This window comes from Rhizobium sp. P2_G2, from assembly GCF_056403555.1.
In genome coordinates this window covers 1-16,553 of record NZ_JBFUFF010000119.1, presented here as the reverse complement: position 1 = coordinate 16,553, position 16,553 = coordinate 1, and the positions used below count along the sequence as shown (strand labels likewise).

At 58.4% G+C, this 16,553-nt stretch carries 11 protein-coding genes and 3 pseudogenes; 9 read left to right on the top strand and 5 right to left on the bottom strand.

Going from position 1 to position 16,553, the window contains the following annotated elements; genetic code table 11:
- Positions 1 to 55 precede the first annotated feature (55 nt).
- Positions 56 to 772, bottom strand: a complete 717-nt coding sequence (locus tag AC1D06_RS37190; RefSeq protein WP_477990672.1) for an IS6 family transposase — start codon at positions 770 to 772, stop codon at positions 56 to 58.
- Positions 753 to 986 (bottom strand): annotated as a pseudogene (locus AC1D06_RS37185) (SDR family NAD(P)-dependent oxidoreductase); the annotation flags it as partial. The pseudogene AC1D06_RS37185 and the gene AC1D06_RS37190, both read right to left, overlap by 20 nt.
- A 224-nt stretch (positions 987 to 1,210) precedes the next feature.
- On the opposite strand from AC1D06_RS37185, the gene AC1D06_RS37180 reads away from it, so the two are divergent.
- Entirely contained in the window at positions 1,211 to 3,022 is a 1,812-nt protein-coding gene (locus AC1D06_RS37180; protein ID WP_477990671.1) for a glycoside hydrolase family 15 protein, read from the top strand.
- 322 nt (positions 3,023 to 3,344) lie between these two features.
- Here the strand turns inward: AC1D06_RS37180 and AC1D06_RS37175 are convergent, their stop codons facing one another.
- Positions 3,345 to 5,900: a membrane-bound PQQ-dependent dehydrogenase, glucose/quinate/shikimate family gene (locus AC1D06_RS37175; protein ID WP_477990670.1), complete on the bottom strand. Its 2,556-nt coding sequence runs from the start codon at positions 5,898 to 5,900 to the stop codon at positions 3,345 to 3,347.
- 713 nt (positions 5,901 to 6,613) lie between these two features.
- On the opposite strand from AC1D06_RS37175, the gene zwf reads away from it, so the two are divergent.
- The 5 genes from zwf to AC1D06_RS37150 all read left to right on the top strand — a co-directional run bounded on the left by zwf (position 6,614) and on the right by AC1D06_RS37150 (position 12,409).
- Positions 6,614 to 8,005 (top strand): glucose-6-phosphate dehydrogenase, encoded by a 1,392-nt coding sequence (gene zwf, locus AC1D06_RS37170; protein WP_477990674.1) that lies wholly within the window; start codon positions 6,614 to 6,616, stop codon positions 8,003 to 8,005.
- 249 nt (positions 8,006 to 8,254) lie between these two features.
- Positions 8,255 to 9,352, top strand: a complete 1,098-nt coding sequence (gene tal / locus AC1D06_RS37165; protein WP_477990669.1) for a transaldolase — start codon at positions 8,255 to 8,257, stop codon at positions 9,350 to 9,352.
- Positions 9,349 to 10,026 (top strand): hypothetical protein, encoded by a 678-nt coding sequence (locus tag AC1D06_RS37160; RefSeq protein ID WP_477990668.1) that lies wholly within the window; start codon positions 9,349 to 9,351, stop codon positions 10,024 to 10,026. The genes tal and AC1D06_RS37160 overlap by 4 nt, the downstream gene beginning before the upstream one ends.
- 1 nt (position 10,027) lies before the next feature.
- Positions 10,028 to 12,115 carry a transketolase gene (gene tkt, locus AC1D06_RS37155; RefSeq protein ID WP_477990667.1) on the top strand — a complete coding sequence of 696 codons (2,088 nt, stop codon included), beginning with the start codon at positions 10,028 to 10,030 and terminating at the stop codon, positions 12,113 to 12,115.
- A gap of 30 nt (positions 12,116 to 12,145) precedes the next feature.
- The gene (locus AC1D06_RS37150; RefSeq protein ID WP_477990666.1) at positions 12,146 to 12,409 is read left to right on the top strand and encodes a hypothetical protein; all 264 of its coding nucleotides are present in this window, start codon (positions 12,146 to 12,148) and stop codon (positions 12,407 to 12,409) included.
- A 341-nt stretch (positions 12,410 to 12,750) separates the two neighbouring features.
- Here AC1D06_RS37150 and AC1D06_RS37145 read toward each other — a convergent pair whose 3' ends face one another.
- Complete coding sequence (locus AC1D06_RS37145; RefSeq protein ID WP_477990673.1) at positions 12,751 to 13,311, bottom strand: DUF488 domain-containing protein; 561 nt, start codon at positions 13,309 to 13,311, stop codon at positions 12,751 to 12,753.
- 212 nt (positions 13,312 to 13,523) lie between these two features.
- Between AC1D06_RS37145 and AC1D06_RS37140 the strand changes: the two genes are divergently transcribed.
- Both AC1D06_RS37140 and AC1D06_RS37135 read left to right on the top strand, forming a co-directional pair.
- Positions 13,524 to 13,739 carry a hypervirulence associated TUDOR domain-containing protein gene (locus tag AC1D06_RS37140; protein ID WP_477990665.1) on the top strand — a complete coding sequence of 72 codons (216 nt, stop codon included), beginning with the start codon at positions 13,524 to 13,526 and terminating at the stop codon, positions 13,737 to 13,739.
- Positions 13,740 to 13,775: 36 nt separating this feature from the next.
- Positions 13,776 to 15,509: a molybdopterin-dependent oxidoreductase gene (locus AC1D06_RS37135; protein WP_477990664.1), complete on the top strand. Its 1,734-nt coding sequence runs from the start codon at positions 13,776 to 13,778 to the stop codon at positions 15,507 to 15,509.
- Between the two features lie 224 nt (positions 15,510 to 15,733).
- On the opposite strand, the pseudogene AC1D06_RS37130 reads toward AC1D06_RS37135, so the two are convergent.
- Positions 15,734 to 16,207 (bottom strand): annotated as a pseudogene (locus AC1D06_RS37130) (IS630 family transposase).
- A 265-nt stretch (positions 16,208 to 16,472) separates the two neighbouring features.
- Here AC1D06_RS37130 and AC1D06_RS37125 point away from each other — a divergent pair.
- Positions 16,473 to 16,553: pseudogene (locus AC1D06_RS37125) on the top strand (IS6 family transposase); the annotation flags it as partial.

Below are 16,553 nucleotides of genomic sequence, written 5' to 3'. Positions count from 1 at the left end.
ATGGGCACCGTAAAGTTAACGAGTTGCGGCCAAAATTGGCGCCCGCCGCTTTCGCTCATACTGCTTGCAAGCGTGCGATCTCATTCCACATCTGCATGGCTGCGGCTCTCAGTTCGCGGTAATGATCGGATGGAATATCGTGGCGAGGAAAGTGAAAGAGATTGGCGACGGGGTCATGAATAGAAACGAAATGCTGGAGGTGTTTGGCTGACTTGAAGCCCTTCATGATCCGCTCTCGCCGTCGTGTCGGTTGATGGGAATTTTCTGCCCGGTTATTCAGGCCTTTGTGAGATCGATGTTCGACGCCGGGCATGATGTCGTGTTTGGCCGCGCTGTAGGATCGGAGTTTGTCGGTGATCATCACGCGCGGCGTATGCCCCTGTCCTTTCAGAAGCTTTCGCATCAGACGTTTAGCGGCCCTGGTATTTCGGCGGCTCTGAACCAGCACGTCGAGAACGAAGCCATCCTGGTCAACAGCCCGCCACAACCATTGCTTTTTGCCGCCGATGGAGATGACGACCTCATCGAGATACCACTTATCGCCAAGCTTTCCGGCTGAACGCCGCCGGATTTCACTGGCAAAGTGCCGCCCGAATTTCTCCGCCCACAGCCGTACAGTCTGGTGCGAAACGATAATCCCACGCGCCGCCAGCAGGTCCTCGACCATGCGCAGACTAAGCGGAAACCGAAAATAGAGMCAGACCGCATGAGCAATCACTTCGGCTGGAAACCGGTGACGGCGATAAAGGGGATCACGAAAGGCTTGGGTCATACCGCAATATCGCTGCCCGCCCCGCAAAAGCCGCATTGATCCAGATGTCGATCGGCCCGAATGCGGCTTCGATCTCGCTTGCCGCATCCTCGACTGCTGCGGCGTCCGCGACATCGCAGGAAATGGCAATCGCCTCGCCGCCGAATTCCTCCACCTCGCGCTTTGTCGCCTTCAGGCCATCCATGCCCCGGGCAATAAGGCCAATCTTGGCGCCGTGGCGCGCAAAGGGCGAACTGTGGCACGGCCGACGCCCGCAGTCGCTCCCGTGATCACGACGACGTCTGGTTCAACGACTCTCATTATGCTGTCCCGTTCTGTGGTGCCCGATCAGTATTAACCGGCTTCGGCGAGATAAGTTCGCCGGTCGGGATCGGAACAGGGACTCGGCTCGTTACATCGCTGCCCGGCTCGCATTCCCGCAAGCCGCGGCACACGCGAATGGAGTGGAGGTCTGGAATGGCGTCACGCATCGAGGACTATGCCGTCATCGGAAACTGCGAGACCATGGCGCTGGTAGGCCGGAATGGCTCGATCGATTGGCTCTGCCTGCCGCGTTTCGACAGCAGCGCCTGCTTTGCCGCGCTGCTCGGCGGCGGGGATAACGGGTGCTGGCTGATTGCGCCCACCGCTGAGGAAACCACCATCACCCGCCGCTACCGCGGAAACAGCCTCGTTCTCGAAACCACTTTCGAAACCGAGACCGGAACCGTGCAGCTTATCGACGTCTTGTCCAGACGCGATGGCGTCACGGACCTCATTCGTATCGTCAAAGGCCTGGGCGGCTCGGTGGAGATGCATACGGAGATCGTGCTTCGGTTCGACTATGGCAAGACGATTCCCTGGGCTTCCAGGAACGAGGACGGAAGGCTGGTGTTCGTCTCCGGCCCCGACAGGATCGTCCTCGCTTCCTCCGTGACCTTGCGTGGCGAGGATATGCGGACGGTAGGCACATTCACGGTAGGCGCCGGTGAGGAACATCGTTTTGCGATGAGTTGGACGCTCTCCTTCCGTCCACTTCCGGACGCGATAGACCCGATGCAAGTTCTGGAGCAGGAGCAGAAGGCGTGGGAACACTGGGCCTCACACTTCAACCCGGCGGGAAACTGGTCGCAGCCCGTCATTCGATCACTGCTGACATTGAAGGCGCTGACGCACCGCGAAACCGGCGGCATCGTTGCTGCCGCCACCACATCGCTGCCTGAGCTGATTGGCGGCCCAAGAAACTGGGATTATCGCTTCTGCTGGCTCAGGGACGCGACATTTACGATTTACGCTCTCATCAATGGCGGCTTTCTCGACGAGGCTCGACGTTGGCGTGACTGGCTGCTGCGGGCCGTGGCCGGCGATCCGAACGACTTGCAGATCATGTATGGCGTCGGTGGCGAACGGCGGCTCACTGAATATGAAGTCCCCTGGCTTGGTGGTTACGAGGCATCGAAGCCGGTCCGCATCGGCAACAAGGCTTCGGAGCAATTGCAGCTCGACGTGTTCGGGGAACTGCTCGATACGCTCTACGTGGCGCGTAAGGCTGGCCTGTCGCCGGACGAGGCGACATGGCCAGTCGAGCGGGTGCTTGTCAGCCATCTCGCCAAGGTTTGGCATGAGCCCGATCGCGGCATCTGGGAAGTCCGAGGCGCGAAAAGGCATTTCACCCATTCCAAGGTCATGGCTTGGCTTGCCTTCGATCGGGCAATCCGCATGGTCGAGGAGTTCGCGGTCGAAGGTCCGGTTGAAGAATGGAGAAGCATCCGCGAGGAAATCCACCATCAGGTTTGCGAACAGGGCTATAATCCGGAGCTGGGATCATTCGTTCAGTCCTACCGCTCTTCCGTTCTGGATGCGAGCCTGCTGCTACTCCCGCTCGTCGGTTTCCTGCCACCTGACGATCCGCGGGTCGTCGGCACCGTCCAGGCGGTAGAAAAACGGCTTATGCGCAAGGGCCTTCTTTTACGCTATGAGGATGGCCAGGGGTCCGACGCTCTTCCGCCGGGTCAGGGCGTCTTTCTCGCATGCAGCTTCTGGCTCGTGGACAACTACGTGTTGCTTGAACGGCTGGACGATGCACACAAACTCTTCGAGCAACTGCTCGACCTCTGCAATGATGTCGGCCTGCTCGCTGAAGAATATGACGTGAGCTCAAGGCGCCAGGTCGGCAATTTCCCGCAGGCGTTTTCGCATCTTGCGTTGGTCAACAGCGCCTACAATCTCGTCAATCACCGCGGCCCCGCCAAGGATCGCTCGAAATCGTAGTCTCCCGCGCTTGAGATACCCGCTGCGGCGATTTGTGCACCCACCCACCGCAGTTGGAACCATCGCACCACGCGACGGTTCCAACTGGATAGCCATCAATCGATTGATTCATCCGGGCACGGCACGAAGAAATGGCCGCTCACATGGCCTCCTCGCATGCGAAATATGCCGGCGAGCTTGGCGTCTACATCGCAACCTCCGGCCATTTACTATGCGAGTGGTCACAATGAACGATTTCTTGGCAGTAATGAAGTTCAACCATCTTTCAACGACGAACAACCGATCAAACTTATCGGACAGGCCCCCGAGCCGCTCGCTCTGATCATGCGCCGGGAAGAGCATAAGCGATAATGCTGTCGCCAGCCTCGGTATGTGTGGATCCATGTCCGCCGGCGACAACAATGAGATACTGTCTGCCGTCCGCGCCGAGATATGTCGACGGCGTTGCCTGGCCACCGGCTGGCAGTCGATCTCTCCAGATCTCGAGGCCACTCTTAAGGTCGTATGCACGCACATAATAATCCATCGTACCGCTGAGAAAGGCCAGCCCACCCTTGGTAATGATCGGGCCGCCAATTCCTGGGACTCCCATTTTGAATGGAAGTGGAATGGGCGACAAATCCCTGACGGTGCCGTTGACGTGCTCATACATAGTTTTGCCGGTCGTCAGATCGACACCTGCAACGTATCCCCACGGCGGCTGTTGGCAAGGAAGCCCTATTGGCGAGAGAAACGGGCCCATTTTCGCGGCGAACGGCGCACCGAAATTCTCGTTGAAGACATCATCGCCTTTATTAGTGATCACGCGGGTATATTTGTCCGGGCGAGGTACCAGCTTTGACGTGAAGGCGAGGTACACGGGCATGGCAAACATCACTTGCCGGTTTGGATCGACGGCAACGGCTCCCCAATTAAATGCCCCGAAATTGCCAGGGTAGATAATCGATCCTTTCTCGGTGGGCGGCGTATAGCGTCCGTCGTACTGCAACTGCCGAAACTCGATCCGGCAAACCAGTTCATCGAGCGGCGTCAGGCCCCACATGTCGCTTTCACGCAGTGGCTTGGGCTTAAACGAGATGGTCGAAACCGGCTGGGTTGCCGCGGTATGATCGGCCTTTACAGCGCCAGCAGGCGCCACTTCTTCCGTAACGGGGAGGACAGGTTGACCGGTCTTGCGGTTGAGGACATAGACCTCACCTTGTTTGGTTGGCGCAACCAGCGCAGGAACGGCCTTTCCCGCTATGGTCAGATCTATCAAGCTTGGCTGGGCGGGAACGTCCATGTCCCAAAGATCGTGGTGAACCGTCTGATAAACCCAGGCGACCTTGCCTGTATTCGCATCCAGGGCCAAAATCGATGATGAGAATTTCTCGACCTCGGCGCTGCGGTTGACGCCATATTGATCTGGCGACTGATTACCCATAGGCAGGTAAATCAGACCGAGTTGTGGGTCATAGCTTGAGACACTCCAGGAATTGGGCGCATTCTCGCTGTAGACTTCGCCGTTTTTGATTGGAGCCGTGTCATTCGGTTTTTTGGAATCGAAGTTCCAGACCAGCTCACCGGTGTTGACATCGAAGGCGCGAATGACGCCGGAAGGGGATGTGGTCGAAACATTGTCATTAACGGTGCCGCCGACAATGACCAGATGATCGGTGACAACCGGCGGGGACGTTGAATAGATGGACCCCGGCGTGACGTTCGGCATGTTCGCCCAAAGATTGATCGTACCGTCGTCTCCCCCAAAGCCTGGGCAGATCTTGCCTGTCGTGGCGCTGATGGAAATCAGCCGACCATCAGATGTGGGCGCAAAAAGCCGCTTGACGCATGTCGGATCGACAACTGCCCTAGCAGTATTGGTAGCTTTGCGCAGAACTACCGGGTTGGGATCGTCGCGTTTGGCTTGACCGGTAACGACGTTCTGCGGCACGCCTGCGGATTGCGTCGTCACCTCAGAAGCGCTCTCATTGAGGCGCTTGTCCTCACTGCTTGCGATATCCATTTCCGTGGGGTCGATGGTCGCATCGGGCTTTGACGTCCGTTCACGGCTGACGGCAGAACCGTCAAAGTAAGAGACACCACGGCACGTTAGATGCTGGGTCGTCTGTTTTGCGGTCTCCTTCAGATGTGGATCGAAGCGCCATTTTTGTTTGCCAGAAACGGCATCCAAGGCGATCACGAGGCTGTGAGGCGTGCAAATATAGACCGTGTTTTCGATCATGAGCGGCGTGACTTCGTAGGTGGACTCGCCGGGATCATTCGGCCCTCTGATGTCTCCTGTGTGGTAAGTCCATGCGACCGTCAGATTTTCGACATTTTGAGGGGTGATCGCGGCGAGCGGCGAATAGCGCCTCCCTGCAGGCGTGCGCCCATACTGACGCCATTCACCATCCGGGATCGTGTTGTGAATGGCCGATGTTGCAGCCATCTTTTCGTCGCTGAACGATCCTGCGTTGTCGTGAGGGCTGGCAAACATTGCACCAAGTCCAACAACAAGCGAGACACACAAGCACGCCGCTAGGATGCCACTGCCTCTGCCGTACCCTCGCCAACTATTTGTTCCCACTGTCAGCGAGCGAGCGACCGGTGGCAGCAATAGCAATGCTCCGACAACGACGAGTAGGCTTCCACGCGCCGAAAGCGCCCACCAATCGAAGCCCACTTCCCAAAGCGACCACACACCCGTTGCCAACAAGGCAAGTCCATAAACTGTCAGCGCGAGTTCCTGGCGCCTTATCAACAACAGCGCGCAGGCGAGAAGCGCCAATCCAAGAAGTATGAAAAATAGAGAGCCACCGAGAACTGCCAGCCAGGTTCCACCAGCCAGCAGCGCAAAGCCAATCAATGCGATAAGTACGGAAAGGACGATTCTCAACATGATATAAACTCTGGTTGCCCGAGTGGGCCAGCGTCGTCGCCCACCGGTCTAGCCGCAACGACAAGCACCAGAGCCAGACGGCTTGGGTCAAATATCGAACAAGCTGAAGCGCGATTAGTTCCCGTCACGTGAATCGCATTGTTCCTTGAATTGCATCGAATATCGTCCGGTGCTTGGTGACCTCGGTCCTCAAGATGAATCGTCTTCGACTGAACCTCCAGGGAGGTGCCAGGCAGCCGAAATAGCTGCTTGATCTGCTTGAAACCCGCTCGGTCTTCCACATCGGTAAGCAAGGCCGCGCCGCGCATCCTCTTGGCTCCCAACCACTACATCGCCTCGACGAGCAGGCGTGAATGTTTCAATCAAAGAGGCGCCTTAAAGTCCTTGCGTGCGGCTTCTGGCGTACTGCAAGACGTCGGCACGGTCGACGGGGCCCGCCCGTTTGCCGCCATTCTCGCGGTGATGGTCCTGACAGCGACGGCGGAACATAATCATGCCGAGCAAACAATAGCCGCCAGATGGGGACTGTTCGTAGAGAGATGCGCCTTGCCGCTCACACTTTCGTGAAGGAACGAGTTAGCCGGGGCGCCGTTCCATTCAGTAGCGTCTGCGGGAGCAGACGAAGGGCGAGGCGTATCACTGCGCCAATTGYCGACCGAGCGTCGTGTGTCGGGCGATGCCGACAGGACAGCTCAGAAAGCCACAGGTTGAAAATGCCCGCCGCGCAATCGGACGCATTCGTATTCTTCGGCGCCACCGGCGACTTAGCACACAAACAGATTTTCCCAGCATTACWGGCCCTGACGCGGGATGGCCGGCTGGGAATGCCCGTAATCGGGGTGAGCAAATCGGACTGGACTGTCGACCAGTTCATCGCACGCGCCCGAGACAGCATTGAACAGCACGATACCCTTGACGAACAGGCATTCGCAAGGCTGGCAGGGCGGCTCCGGTACATAAGCGGCGACTACCGTGATGAATTGACTTTCAAGCGGCTGCGCACGGCGCTTGGGAATTCCAACATTAGCCCCCTGCACTATCTTGCCGTCCCGCCCGAGATGTTCGGGACCGTGGTCAAAGGGCTGTTCAGTTCGGGTTGTGCAAAAAACGCGCGCGTCATCGTCGAAAAGCCATTCGGGCGCGACCTGCCTTCAGCAAAAGCCCTCAACCGTACGCTGTTGGAATTCTTTCCGGAGGCGGACGTTTTTCGGATCGACCACTATCTGGGCAAAGAGCCCGTCCAGAACCTGCTCTACTTCCGTCTCGCAAATGCATTCATCGAACCGATCTGGAACCGTGACCATATCGAAAGCGTCCAGATCACAATGGCCGAGGCGTTCGGCGTGCAGGGGCGGGGAAGCTTCTATGAGAGCACGGGAGCTATCCGAGACGTCGTTCAGAACCATTTGCTCCAAGTGGTTTCGCTGCTGGCGATGGACGCTCCGAATGATCATCGATCCGATGCAATGCGCGATTCGAAACACAAACTCTTCAAGGCCATGCGGCAGATCTCGCCGAATGAGACAGTGCGCGGCCAATTCAAAGGCTTCCGCGACCAGCCAGGCGTAAGTGCCGACTCCGAGGTCGAGACGTTCGTTGCCCTGCGTCTTCATATCGACAACGATCGCTGGGCGGGCGTGCCCTTCTATATTCGCGCGGGTAAGCAAATGGCCGTTACCGCCACCGAAATCACCGTGAAGCTGAAATCCCAACAATATGCCGTATTCGAAACTCCACGTTCGGTTACGCCGAACTACTTCCGGTTTCGGCTCAGTCCCGACGCCGTGATCTCAGTAGGCGCTCTGGTGAAGGCCCCCGGTGAAGCCATGGTTGGCGAAACCACGGAGCTTGTCGCTCACCACCATGAGAGTAGCGAAAAAACCCCCTACGAACGCCTGCTGGGCGACGCCCTTGAAGGAGATGCGTCACTGTTTGCCCGCTTCGACAGCATCGAAGCGGCCTGGAGCACCGTGGCGGCCATTCTCGGAAATTCAGTCCCGCTCAGACCATACGACGCTCGAGGCTGGGGACCTGCGGAGGCCGAGGCACTCGTTGTGGGCGATGGCGGCTGGCACAACCCATCTTCGGGAAATCCATCAAGATAGGCGCCCAATGAAAGCTCCGTTTGATGTGCCGTTCCTGCTCGATGTCGACAACACGTTGCTCGCCAACGATCGCTTGCAAGGCTCGCCCGACCACTGTGTTTGCGCGTCAGGGCCATTACGCACTCGATCCGAAGGCCTCGCTCGGCGCGGCGAACATGATCATCGAGCGCATCGGCAACCTGGTCAGCATGATTTTTCCAGCCTTCCCACGACGTCCAAAGCCACCTTTACACACCACCGGAGGTCTCCATGAACACAACAACGCGATTGCATGAGCTAGGTCAAAGCCTTTGGCTGGATAACATCACCCGCGATTTGCTGGAAAGCGGCATTCTCGAACGCTACCGCGACGAACTGTCGGTTACGGGGTTGACCTCAAACCCGACCATTTTCGACGAGGCCATTCGAAACAGCACATCCTACGACGACGCCCTTCACCGAAAGGTTGCGGAGGGGAAGTCTGGCGAGCAGCTATTCTTCGAACTCGCACTGGAGGATTTGACGCAAGCTGCCGCCCTGTTCCAGCAAATCCACAAAACGACCATCGGCGTCGATGGCTGGGTTTCGCTGGAAGTCTCGCCTTTGCTGGCAGATGATGCCGCTGCCACCGTGAATGCCGCCCGGCGGTTGCATAGTCAGGCGCGATGCCCCAACCTGTTCATCAAGATTCCCGGCACGCCCGCCGGCGTCAAGGCCATTGAGGAGGCCATCTTCGCCGGGGTGCCGGTGAACGTAACTCTGCTGTTTTCACGGGACCAGTATATCGCTGCTGCAGATGCGTACTGGCGTGGCATCCGGCGCCGCATCGATGCCGGTCTCGATGCGACGATCGGCTCCGTTGCGTCGATCTTCGTCAGCCGCTGGGACAAGGCGGTCATGGACAAGGTTCCAGCAGCGCTGCGCAACCGCCTCGGCACCGCCATCTGCAGACAAATTTATAAAGCCTACCGGGAGAGGCTCGCCTCAGATGAATGGCGTAAGCTTGCCGCAGCCGGCGCATCGGCCCAACGCTTGCTTTGGGCAAGCACGGGAACCAAGGATCCTCAGCTTCCGCAGTCCTATTATATCGAGGCGCTTGCCGCCCCGGACACTATCAACACAATGCCGGAAAAGACGCTCCACGCATTCGCGGCGGATGGGGCGGTAAACGGCGCCATGCGGGAGGACGGCGGCGATAGTGAAACCGTGCTTGGCGAATTCGACAGAGCTGGGATCGATATTGGCACGCTTGCCGGACGGCTCCAGACCGAAGGTGCGCAATCCTTCACCAAATCGTGGAACGACCTGATGGCCGTAATTGCGACCAAGAGCGAGTCGATGCTAGCTTCCCAAGGGCGCGGATCTTGAACGCGCCGCTTCAGCCAGTGCCGCTGACCGAACGGCCTGAATGGAAAGCGCTGCTGGCCTACTATCAAGTGGTGCGTAGATTGTATCTGCGGCAGCTCTTTACCAATGATCCGCAGCGCGGAACGCGATTCACGGCTGAAGCGTGCGGGCTCTATCTCGACTATTCCAAGAACCGCATTACCGCGGAAACGATCCCGCTTCTCCTTCAACTCGCCGAGGCGTGCCGGTTGCGGGAGCACATCGAAGCAATGTTACCCGGGCAGAAAATCAATGTAACCGAGCCGCGCGCGACGCTGTTGGCTTTCGGCAAGACGGAGCAGCAAGTCCGCACCGAAGGAACACCGGACTGGCTGGTTCCGCACCGTATGTTCGAAGGCAATCGCCGCACCAATACCTTACTCGCCAAACGGCTGACACCAAAACCGCTGGGTACTATTGTGGCTCTCTACGAACATAGCGTCTTAACCCAAGGCGTGATCTGGGACATCGACTCCTTGGACCAGTGGGGCGTCGAACTGAGCAAGGCGCTGGCTGAAAAAACGATCCCAGAGCTCGAAGCCTACACGGCTCCCACCTTTCAACACGACAGTTCCACCAATGCTTTGACCGAACGCTATAGACGCTTCAAGAGCATTGAACCGTTAGCCGGGCCGCAAGGCTCCGATCGGAGATAATATGGTACAGGCGCAACTCGACCAGCTTTGCATTAACACGCTGCGGATGCTTTCCATCGACGCGGTGCAGAGGGCGAATTCCGGCCATCCCGGTACGCCGCTCGACGCCGCGCCAGTCGCCTACTGCCTGTGGCAGCACTTCTTGCACTACGATCCCGCCCATCCAGAGTGGCCGAACCGCGACCGTTTTGTGCTGTCGGCCGGCCATGCCTGCGCCCTGCTCTACAGCCTGCTTCATGTGTGCGGCGTCAAGGCGAACGGCCCGTCCTATCCGCCGGGCGACCGTTTAGCCGTAACGCTGGACGATCTCAAGACGTTTCGCCAAGAAGGTAGCCGTTGCACCGGACATCCAGAATATGGCTGGACGTCTGGAGTAGAAACCACGACCGGCCCGCTCGGACAGGGTGCGGCAACCAGCGTCGGCATGGCGATCGCGGAACGCTGGCTGGCGGCTACATATAATAGGCCCGGCTACGACCTGTTCTCGCATAATGTCTATGTCCTGTGTAGCGACGGCGACATGATGGAGGGGATAAGCAACGAGGCGGCGTCATTGGCCGGCCATCTCAAACTGTCCGATCTCTGCTGGATCTACGACGACAATCATATCACCATCGAAGGCCCGACCGGCTTGACATTCACCGAAGATGTGGCCACCCGCTTCGTCGCATATGGCTGGAATGTGGTCAGGGTCAGCGATGCGGACGATCTGAAGCAGTTGGCGACGGCGCTCCAGGCATTTCTCGACACGCACGACGTGCCGACGCTGATCATCGTCCAAAGCCATATCGGGCACGGCGCGCCGCATAAGCACGATACCAATAAGGCGCATGGCGAACCGCTTGGCACCGACGAAGTGCGGTTGACGAAGGAATTCTACGGCTGGGACCCCGATGCGGATTTCAAGGTGCCAGATGACGTCGTGGCACATTTCCGTACACATGTCGGCAAGCGGGGAGAAGCCGCTCATGCCGCCTGGAATAAGCTGTTTGCCGCCTACCGGACGCAATATCCCGATTTGGCCGAGCAGATCGATAGGATGCAGCAACGTGAGGTCCTGGCCGGCTGGGATGCCGCGCTGCCTAACTTCGCGGCCGATGCCAAGGGCCTCGCCACGCGCGACTCCTCCGGCCAGGTGCTGAGCGCCATCGCTGCCCATATGCCTTGGCTGCTGGGCGGCGCGGCCGATCTCTCACCCTCCACCAAGACCAACCTCGAATTCGAGCTCGCCGGCGATTTCCAAGCACCCGACAGTGAGCACGGCAGCAGCTATCGCGGCCGAAATTTTCACTTCGGCTTGCGCGAGCATGCCATGTGCGCCATCGGCAGCGGCATGAGCCTGTCGAAGCTGCGCCCCTTCGTTTCCAGCTTCCTGATCTTCAGTGACTATTGCCGCGCGGCGCTGCGCCTGAGTTCGATGATGGAACTGCCGCTCATCTCGATCTGGACCCATGATTCCATCAGTCTCGGTGAAGATGGGCCGACGCATCAGCCGATCGAGCAGATCGCCTCGCTCCGCGCTATGCCCGGCATGGTCGTGCTGCGCCCAGCCGACGCCAACGAAGTCGTGGAAGCATGGAAGGTCATCATGCGGCTAAAGGACAGGCCGGTCTGTCTCGTGCTGACGCGACAGGCGGTGCCAACATTCGATCGCATTACCTATGCAAGTGCCGACGGCGTGGCGCGTGGCGCGTACGTGCTGGCCGACGCCGACGCCGGCAGGCCGGATGTCCTTCTGATGGCCACTGGCAGCGAAGTTGCGCTTTGCATAACGGCGTATGAAGAACTGAAAGCGGATGGCATCAAGGCACGTGTCGTCAGCATGCCGTCATGGGAATTATTTGAGAGTCAACCGAAAGACTATCGCGACACGGTCCTGCCTCCAGCGATAACGGCCCGCGTCGCGGTGGAGGAGGCGTCCGGTTTCGGGTGGGAACGCTATACCGGCTTCTGCGGCGCCATCCTTGCCATGGAAAGCTTCGGACTGTCCGCACCAGCGAAGGTCGTCGCCAAGCATTTCGGATTCGAGCCGGCGCATGTCGTCGCGGCGGCGAAGGCGCAGATCACAAGCCGCCGGACGGCCACCTAAGTCGGTGCGGCCTGAATTGACCGATGCACGATGATAGATCGAGTTACGGCCAATCTCGAGCGCAAATTGTACGAAGTGTCAGTCGGCTTCAAATGGTTCGTCGGAGGCCTTCAGGGCGGGTCGCTCGGATTTTGCGGCGAGGTAAACGCGGGCGCGGCATTCATGCGCCGCGGCGGAGCGGTCTGGACCACCCACGAAGACGACATAGTACCGGCCTTGCTATCGGCAGAAATTACGGCAGTGGGCCGCAATCCCGATGAGGTTTACCGCACCTTCACACAGGAACTGGGGTGAGCCGGTCGCTCACCGGATACAGTCAACTGTGACCCCCGGCACAAATGGAAAAGCTCTCAAAGCATTCACCGCATGAGATCTTGTATGACGAGCCGGGCCTGAGCGCCGGCTCAGTTTGTGCTCAGTCGTGCACCGGGCAACAATGCCGAAGTGGGAGGTGTGAAGTGACAACGGAAAACGGCTGGTTTGCCGCGCGAAGAAATTCACAAGATCTGTGGGGAGAGTTTTCGGGGACAGAACCGTCTGCGCACCATCCTCGAAGAGGCTCAGACGATCGTTGACCAGGCGCTCGGGACAACCAGGGGAGCCTGAAGCGCTGCACGGACAATAATGATGGATACCTATTTCCCAAGGAGATTGTTTCCAGGGTAGGCGATCGTACCATCCTGGCGCACGACCGCGCCGGGCGTGAGGCCCGCCTCGTCGACATGCCCCGCCCCGAGGATATGCATGACTCGCTCGCCTCTTAGTAGCAGGTAGTCGGCGATGATACGGCGGTGGCAGCGCCACCAGAGGGCTTCCGCGCACATGATTGCGCAGCGGTGCTCGCTGCCAAGCTCCTGTAGCCGCGCCAAGCCTTTGGCGAACGGTTCGGTCAGCGCATAGTCGGCGTAGTTGCGAAAGCCGCGCACGCGCCAATAGCTGTTGGGGGAAGCGTCAGACCCACGCGCCTTCCCTCGCAGGCCGCCCAGCGCGGCGATACGCTCATAGCCGATTCGCCACGGCCCCAGCGCTTCAGGAAGGATGTCGCCGTTGAACTGCGGATTGGTGCGCGAGCGCGGCATCGACCTCACGTCGACAACCAAATCGACGCGGGATTCCCGAAGCAGAACGCCGAATTCGGCGATCGTCCTGGTGGAGTGGCCTATGGTGAAAAAGCTATTCGTCCTGGCTCCGTTTATAAATGTTTGGCAACTTGGCCGCTTTGGCGAAGATCGGAGCCTGCTGCTCCCAAATCAAAAGCACCATATATCGGAAAGCGATAATTCATTGGAACCGAATTTGCCGACGAAAGTTGAACGACAGATTACCGCCGTTCAATCCTGCCTCCAAGGCGTGTTCTAGCGCCCTGGACTTGTAAGTTTCGCCCATCGTTTGCATCAGTTGAGAATTCATGGCAGACCAATTCAAAGTCGGCGAGCATGCGAGCTGGAATTCCGAGGCCGGCCGTGTCAGCGGAACGATTGTCCGCATCCATACGCGCGATTTCGACGTCAACGGCTACACGCACCATGCGAGCGCCAAGGCGCCGCAATATGAGATCAAAAGCAGCACCACCGAGCATATCGCCTTCCACAAAGGTTCGGCGCTCACCAGGCTTCGCGACTGACACACCGCCAGGCGCGATCGAGAAAGCGATCGCCCAATGCCCATCACCCAGGAGCCACGCTCAAGCGAGCCGCTGCGCGCCGATCTCAGCAATGCGGACGRCCGTATCCGTCTCACCCACTGGCTGCCGCCGAAAAAAGGGATTTTTCCGCGCATTCGGATCGGTCAACGCTGGCTCAATACGCTATGGGCGCTGCCCATCGCCACCGCGGCGCTGCTATGCCTTATCGCGCTGGCACAGAGCCTTCGGGAGCTTCCTGGTATAACGGCCTTCATTCAGAGCCATCCTGGCATCGCACAATCGGCGCCGTCGGTTGACACTGGTTTTCCTTGGTGGCTGCAGCTACAGCACTTCTTGAACATGTTTTTCATGTTGTTCATCATGCGGGCCGGACTGCAGATCCTGGCTGATCACCCGCGGCTTTACTGGAAACGCGACTGTACGCCGGGAACCGATTGGTTCCGGTTCCAGGTACCTGTGCCCAACGATCGCATATGGACCGCCAAGGATGATGCCGTCACCCTGCCGACCTGGCTTGGTATCCCAGGCTTGCGTCACACACTTGGCCTTTCGCGCTGGTGGCATTTCTCGATTAATCTCTTATGGCTGATCAACGGCATCGCCTTTTATGCGCTGCTGTTCTCCACCGACCAATGGCGCAGGCTTGTACCGCTTACCTGGGAGGTCTTTCCAGCGGCGCTTTCAACGGCAATCCAATATGCCTCGCTAAATTTTCCAATCGACGACGGTTGGACCCGATACAACGGCCTTCAGCAGTTGAGCTACTTCGTCACTGTCTTCGTCGCAGCGCCCGTCTCGATCTTCACCGGCATGATGCAGAGCCCGGCGATCTCCAATGCACTTGGCTGGTTCGGTCGGCTGTTCAACCGGCAGGCGATGCGGTCAGTCCACTTTATCGCGTTCGCTTGGTTCGTAAGCTTCATCCTTGCACATGGTGCCATGGTGTTCATCACCGGCATCCGACAGAACACCAATCATATGTTCGGCGGCGTCAACGACGCTTCATGGACTGGATTCCCGCTGTTCCTGCTCGCAATAGCCATCATGGTTGCGGCTTGGCTTGTTGCCTCACCTTTTACCATTCGCCACGCCCGCCTCGTGCAGCGCGTGGGGGCGTTCATGACTGGCTGGCTGATGAGCCTCGGTGAACGCTGGGATCCTGTATCTCAACTCTCGAAGAAAGACATTTCTCCCTATTTTTGGCCAAACGGCACTGTTCCGAACTCCAAGGAATTTGACGATCTCGTGGCCGAGAACTTCGCCGGCTACAAGCTTCGAGTGGGCGGTTTGGTCGAGGCACCGCGAGAGTTTACGCTGGCGGATCTGAAGACGATGGCGAAACAAGAGCAAATCACCACGCATTTCTGTATTCAGGGCTGGTCAGGCGTCGCCCAATGGGGTGGCGTTCCCATGCGCGATATCCTCGATCTGGTGAAGCCGACGCCCGAAGCGCAGTACGCCGTGTTCTATTCCCTAGCCGACGGGGCCGACGGGGGACGATATTATGACGTCCACAGGATCGGGAACATGCGCCATGCTCTCACGATCCTTGCTTACGAGATGAATTGGGCACCGGTCAGCGTCCTGCATGGTGCGCCGCTGCGGCTGCGCTGCGAGAACGAGCTGGGATTCAAGATGGTCAAGTGGGTCACGGCGATCGAATTCGTCCACGACTTCGCCGACCTCGGCGCCGGCCAGGGTGGTTACAATGAGGACCACGAATTCTACGGGTATCGGATGCCGATTTGATCAATTGTCGCAGTGATCCTCGTGTTCAGCCTATTCGAATGGTGTCGAAGCCCACCACAATTCGCAACAACGGTGGTCATTGCAGCACAGCGATTACGCGAGAGCACATCATCAAGGCATTGTACCGCTGCATCAAGCATTGCTGTCCGACTGTGCCAGATTTGCCAACATACCCACGAATTGCGGTAACCGCGACGCCAGGGTCTTTCTAGAGCTTCGGGCGTTTAATGTGCAGCGCATCCTGCACGCCTGAAATAGTTCCAGCATTCCTGTTGAGAAAAGAGGTCGCAGACCTTACCGATGGCTTTCCACAAATCGTCATAGGTTCGAGCTTTGTGCTTTCGCAGGAGTGTCTTGAGCTTTGAGAATGCCATCTCGATCGGGTTGAGATCAGGTGAGTAGCGCGGCAGGAAAAGGAGCTAGGCCTTGCGCTCGGCGATCGCGGCAGCTGCCCGCGGGCTTTTATGAACATTGAGATTGTCCCAGATAACCACGTCGCCCTCCTTGAGCGTGGGGGCGAGCTGGGTGTGGACGTAGGTGTCGAACTTGTCGCCGTCCATGGCCCCATCGACAACAAAGGGTGCAGTGATGGCATCGCAACGCAGGCCGGCGATGAAGGTCTGGGTGTTCCATTTGCCAAACGGAGCATCGGCCTGCAGACGCTTGCCTCTTTTGCTTCTCCCACGCAGCGGCGTCATGTTGGTCTTAACAGAAGTCTCATCGACGAAGACCAGACGGCCAGGGCTCTTTTGCATCGCCGGCTGGCGATGCTCGCGCCATTCATCGCGTTCCCTGCACACATCGACGCGTTCGCGTTCCGATGCCAGCAGTGTTTTTTATATAAGTGAAGCCGGCGCGGCAGAGCAGTTTGGACAGGTTCGATGGATCGGCGCTCACACCGTGATGCGTCTCAAGGGCACCGTAAAGTTAACCGGTCGGCGATCACCTGTGCGATATTGCGGTATGACCCAAGCCTTTCGTGATCCCCTTTATCGCCGTCACCGGTTTCCAGCCGAAGTGATTGCTCATGCGGTCTGGCTCTAT

Bases quoted from the DNA above. Each gene is read 5' to 3' on its own strand.
- AC1D06_RS37180 (WP_477990671.1), top strand. From the start codon at position 1,211: ATGGAGTGGAGGTCTGGAATGGCGTCACGCATCGAGGACTATGCCGTC.
- AC1D06_RS37175 (WP_477990670.1), bottom strand. From the start codon at position 5,900: ATGTTGAGAATCGTCCTTTCCGTACTTATCGCATTGATTGGCTTTGCG.
- tal (WP_477990669.1), top strand. From the start codon at position 8,255: ATGAACACAACAACGCGATTGCATGAGCTAGGTCAAAGCCTTTGGCTG.
- tkt (WP_477990667.1), top strand. From the start codon at position 10,028: ATGGTACAGGCGCAACTCGACCAGCTTTGCATTAACACGCTGCGGATG.
- AC1D06_RS37150 (WP_477990666.1), top strand. From the start codon at position 12,146: ATGATAGATCGAGTTACGGCCAATCTCGAGCGCAAATTGTACGAAGTG.
- AC1D06_RS37140 (WP_477990665.1), top strand. From the start codon at position 13,524: ATGGCAGACCAATTCAAAGTCGGCGAGCATGCGAGCTGGAATTCCGAG.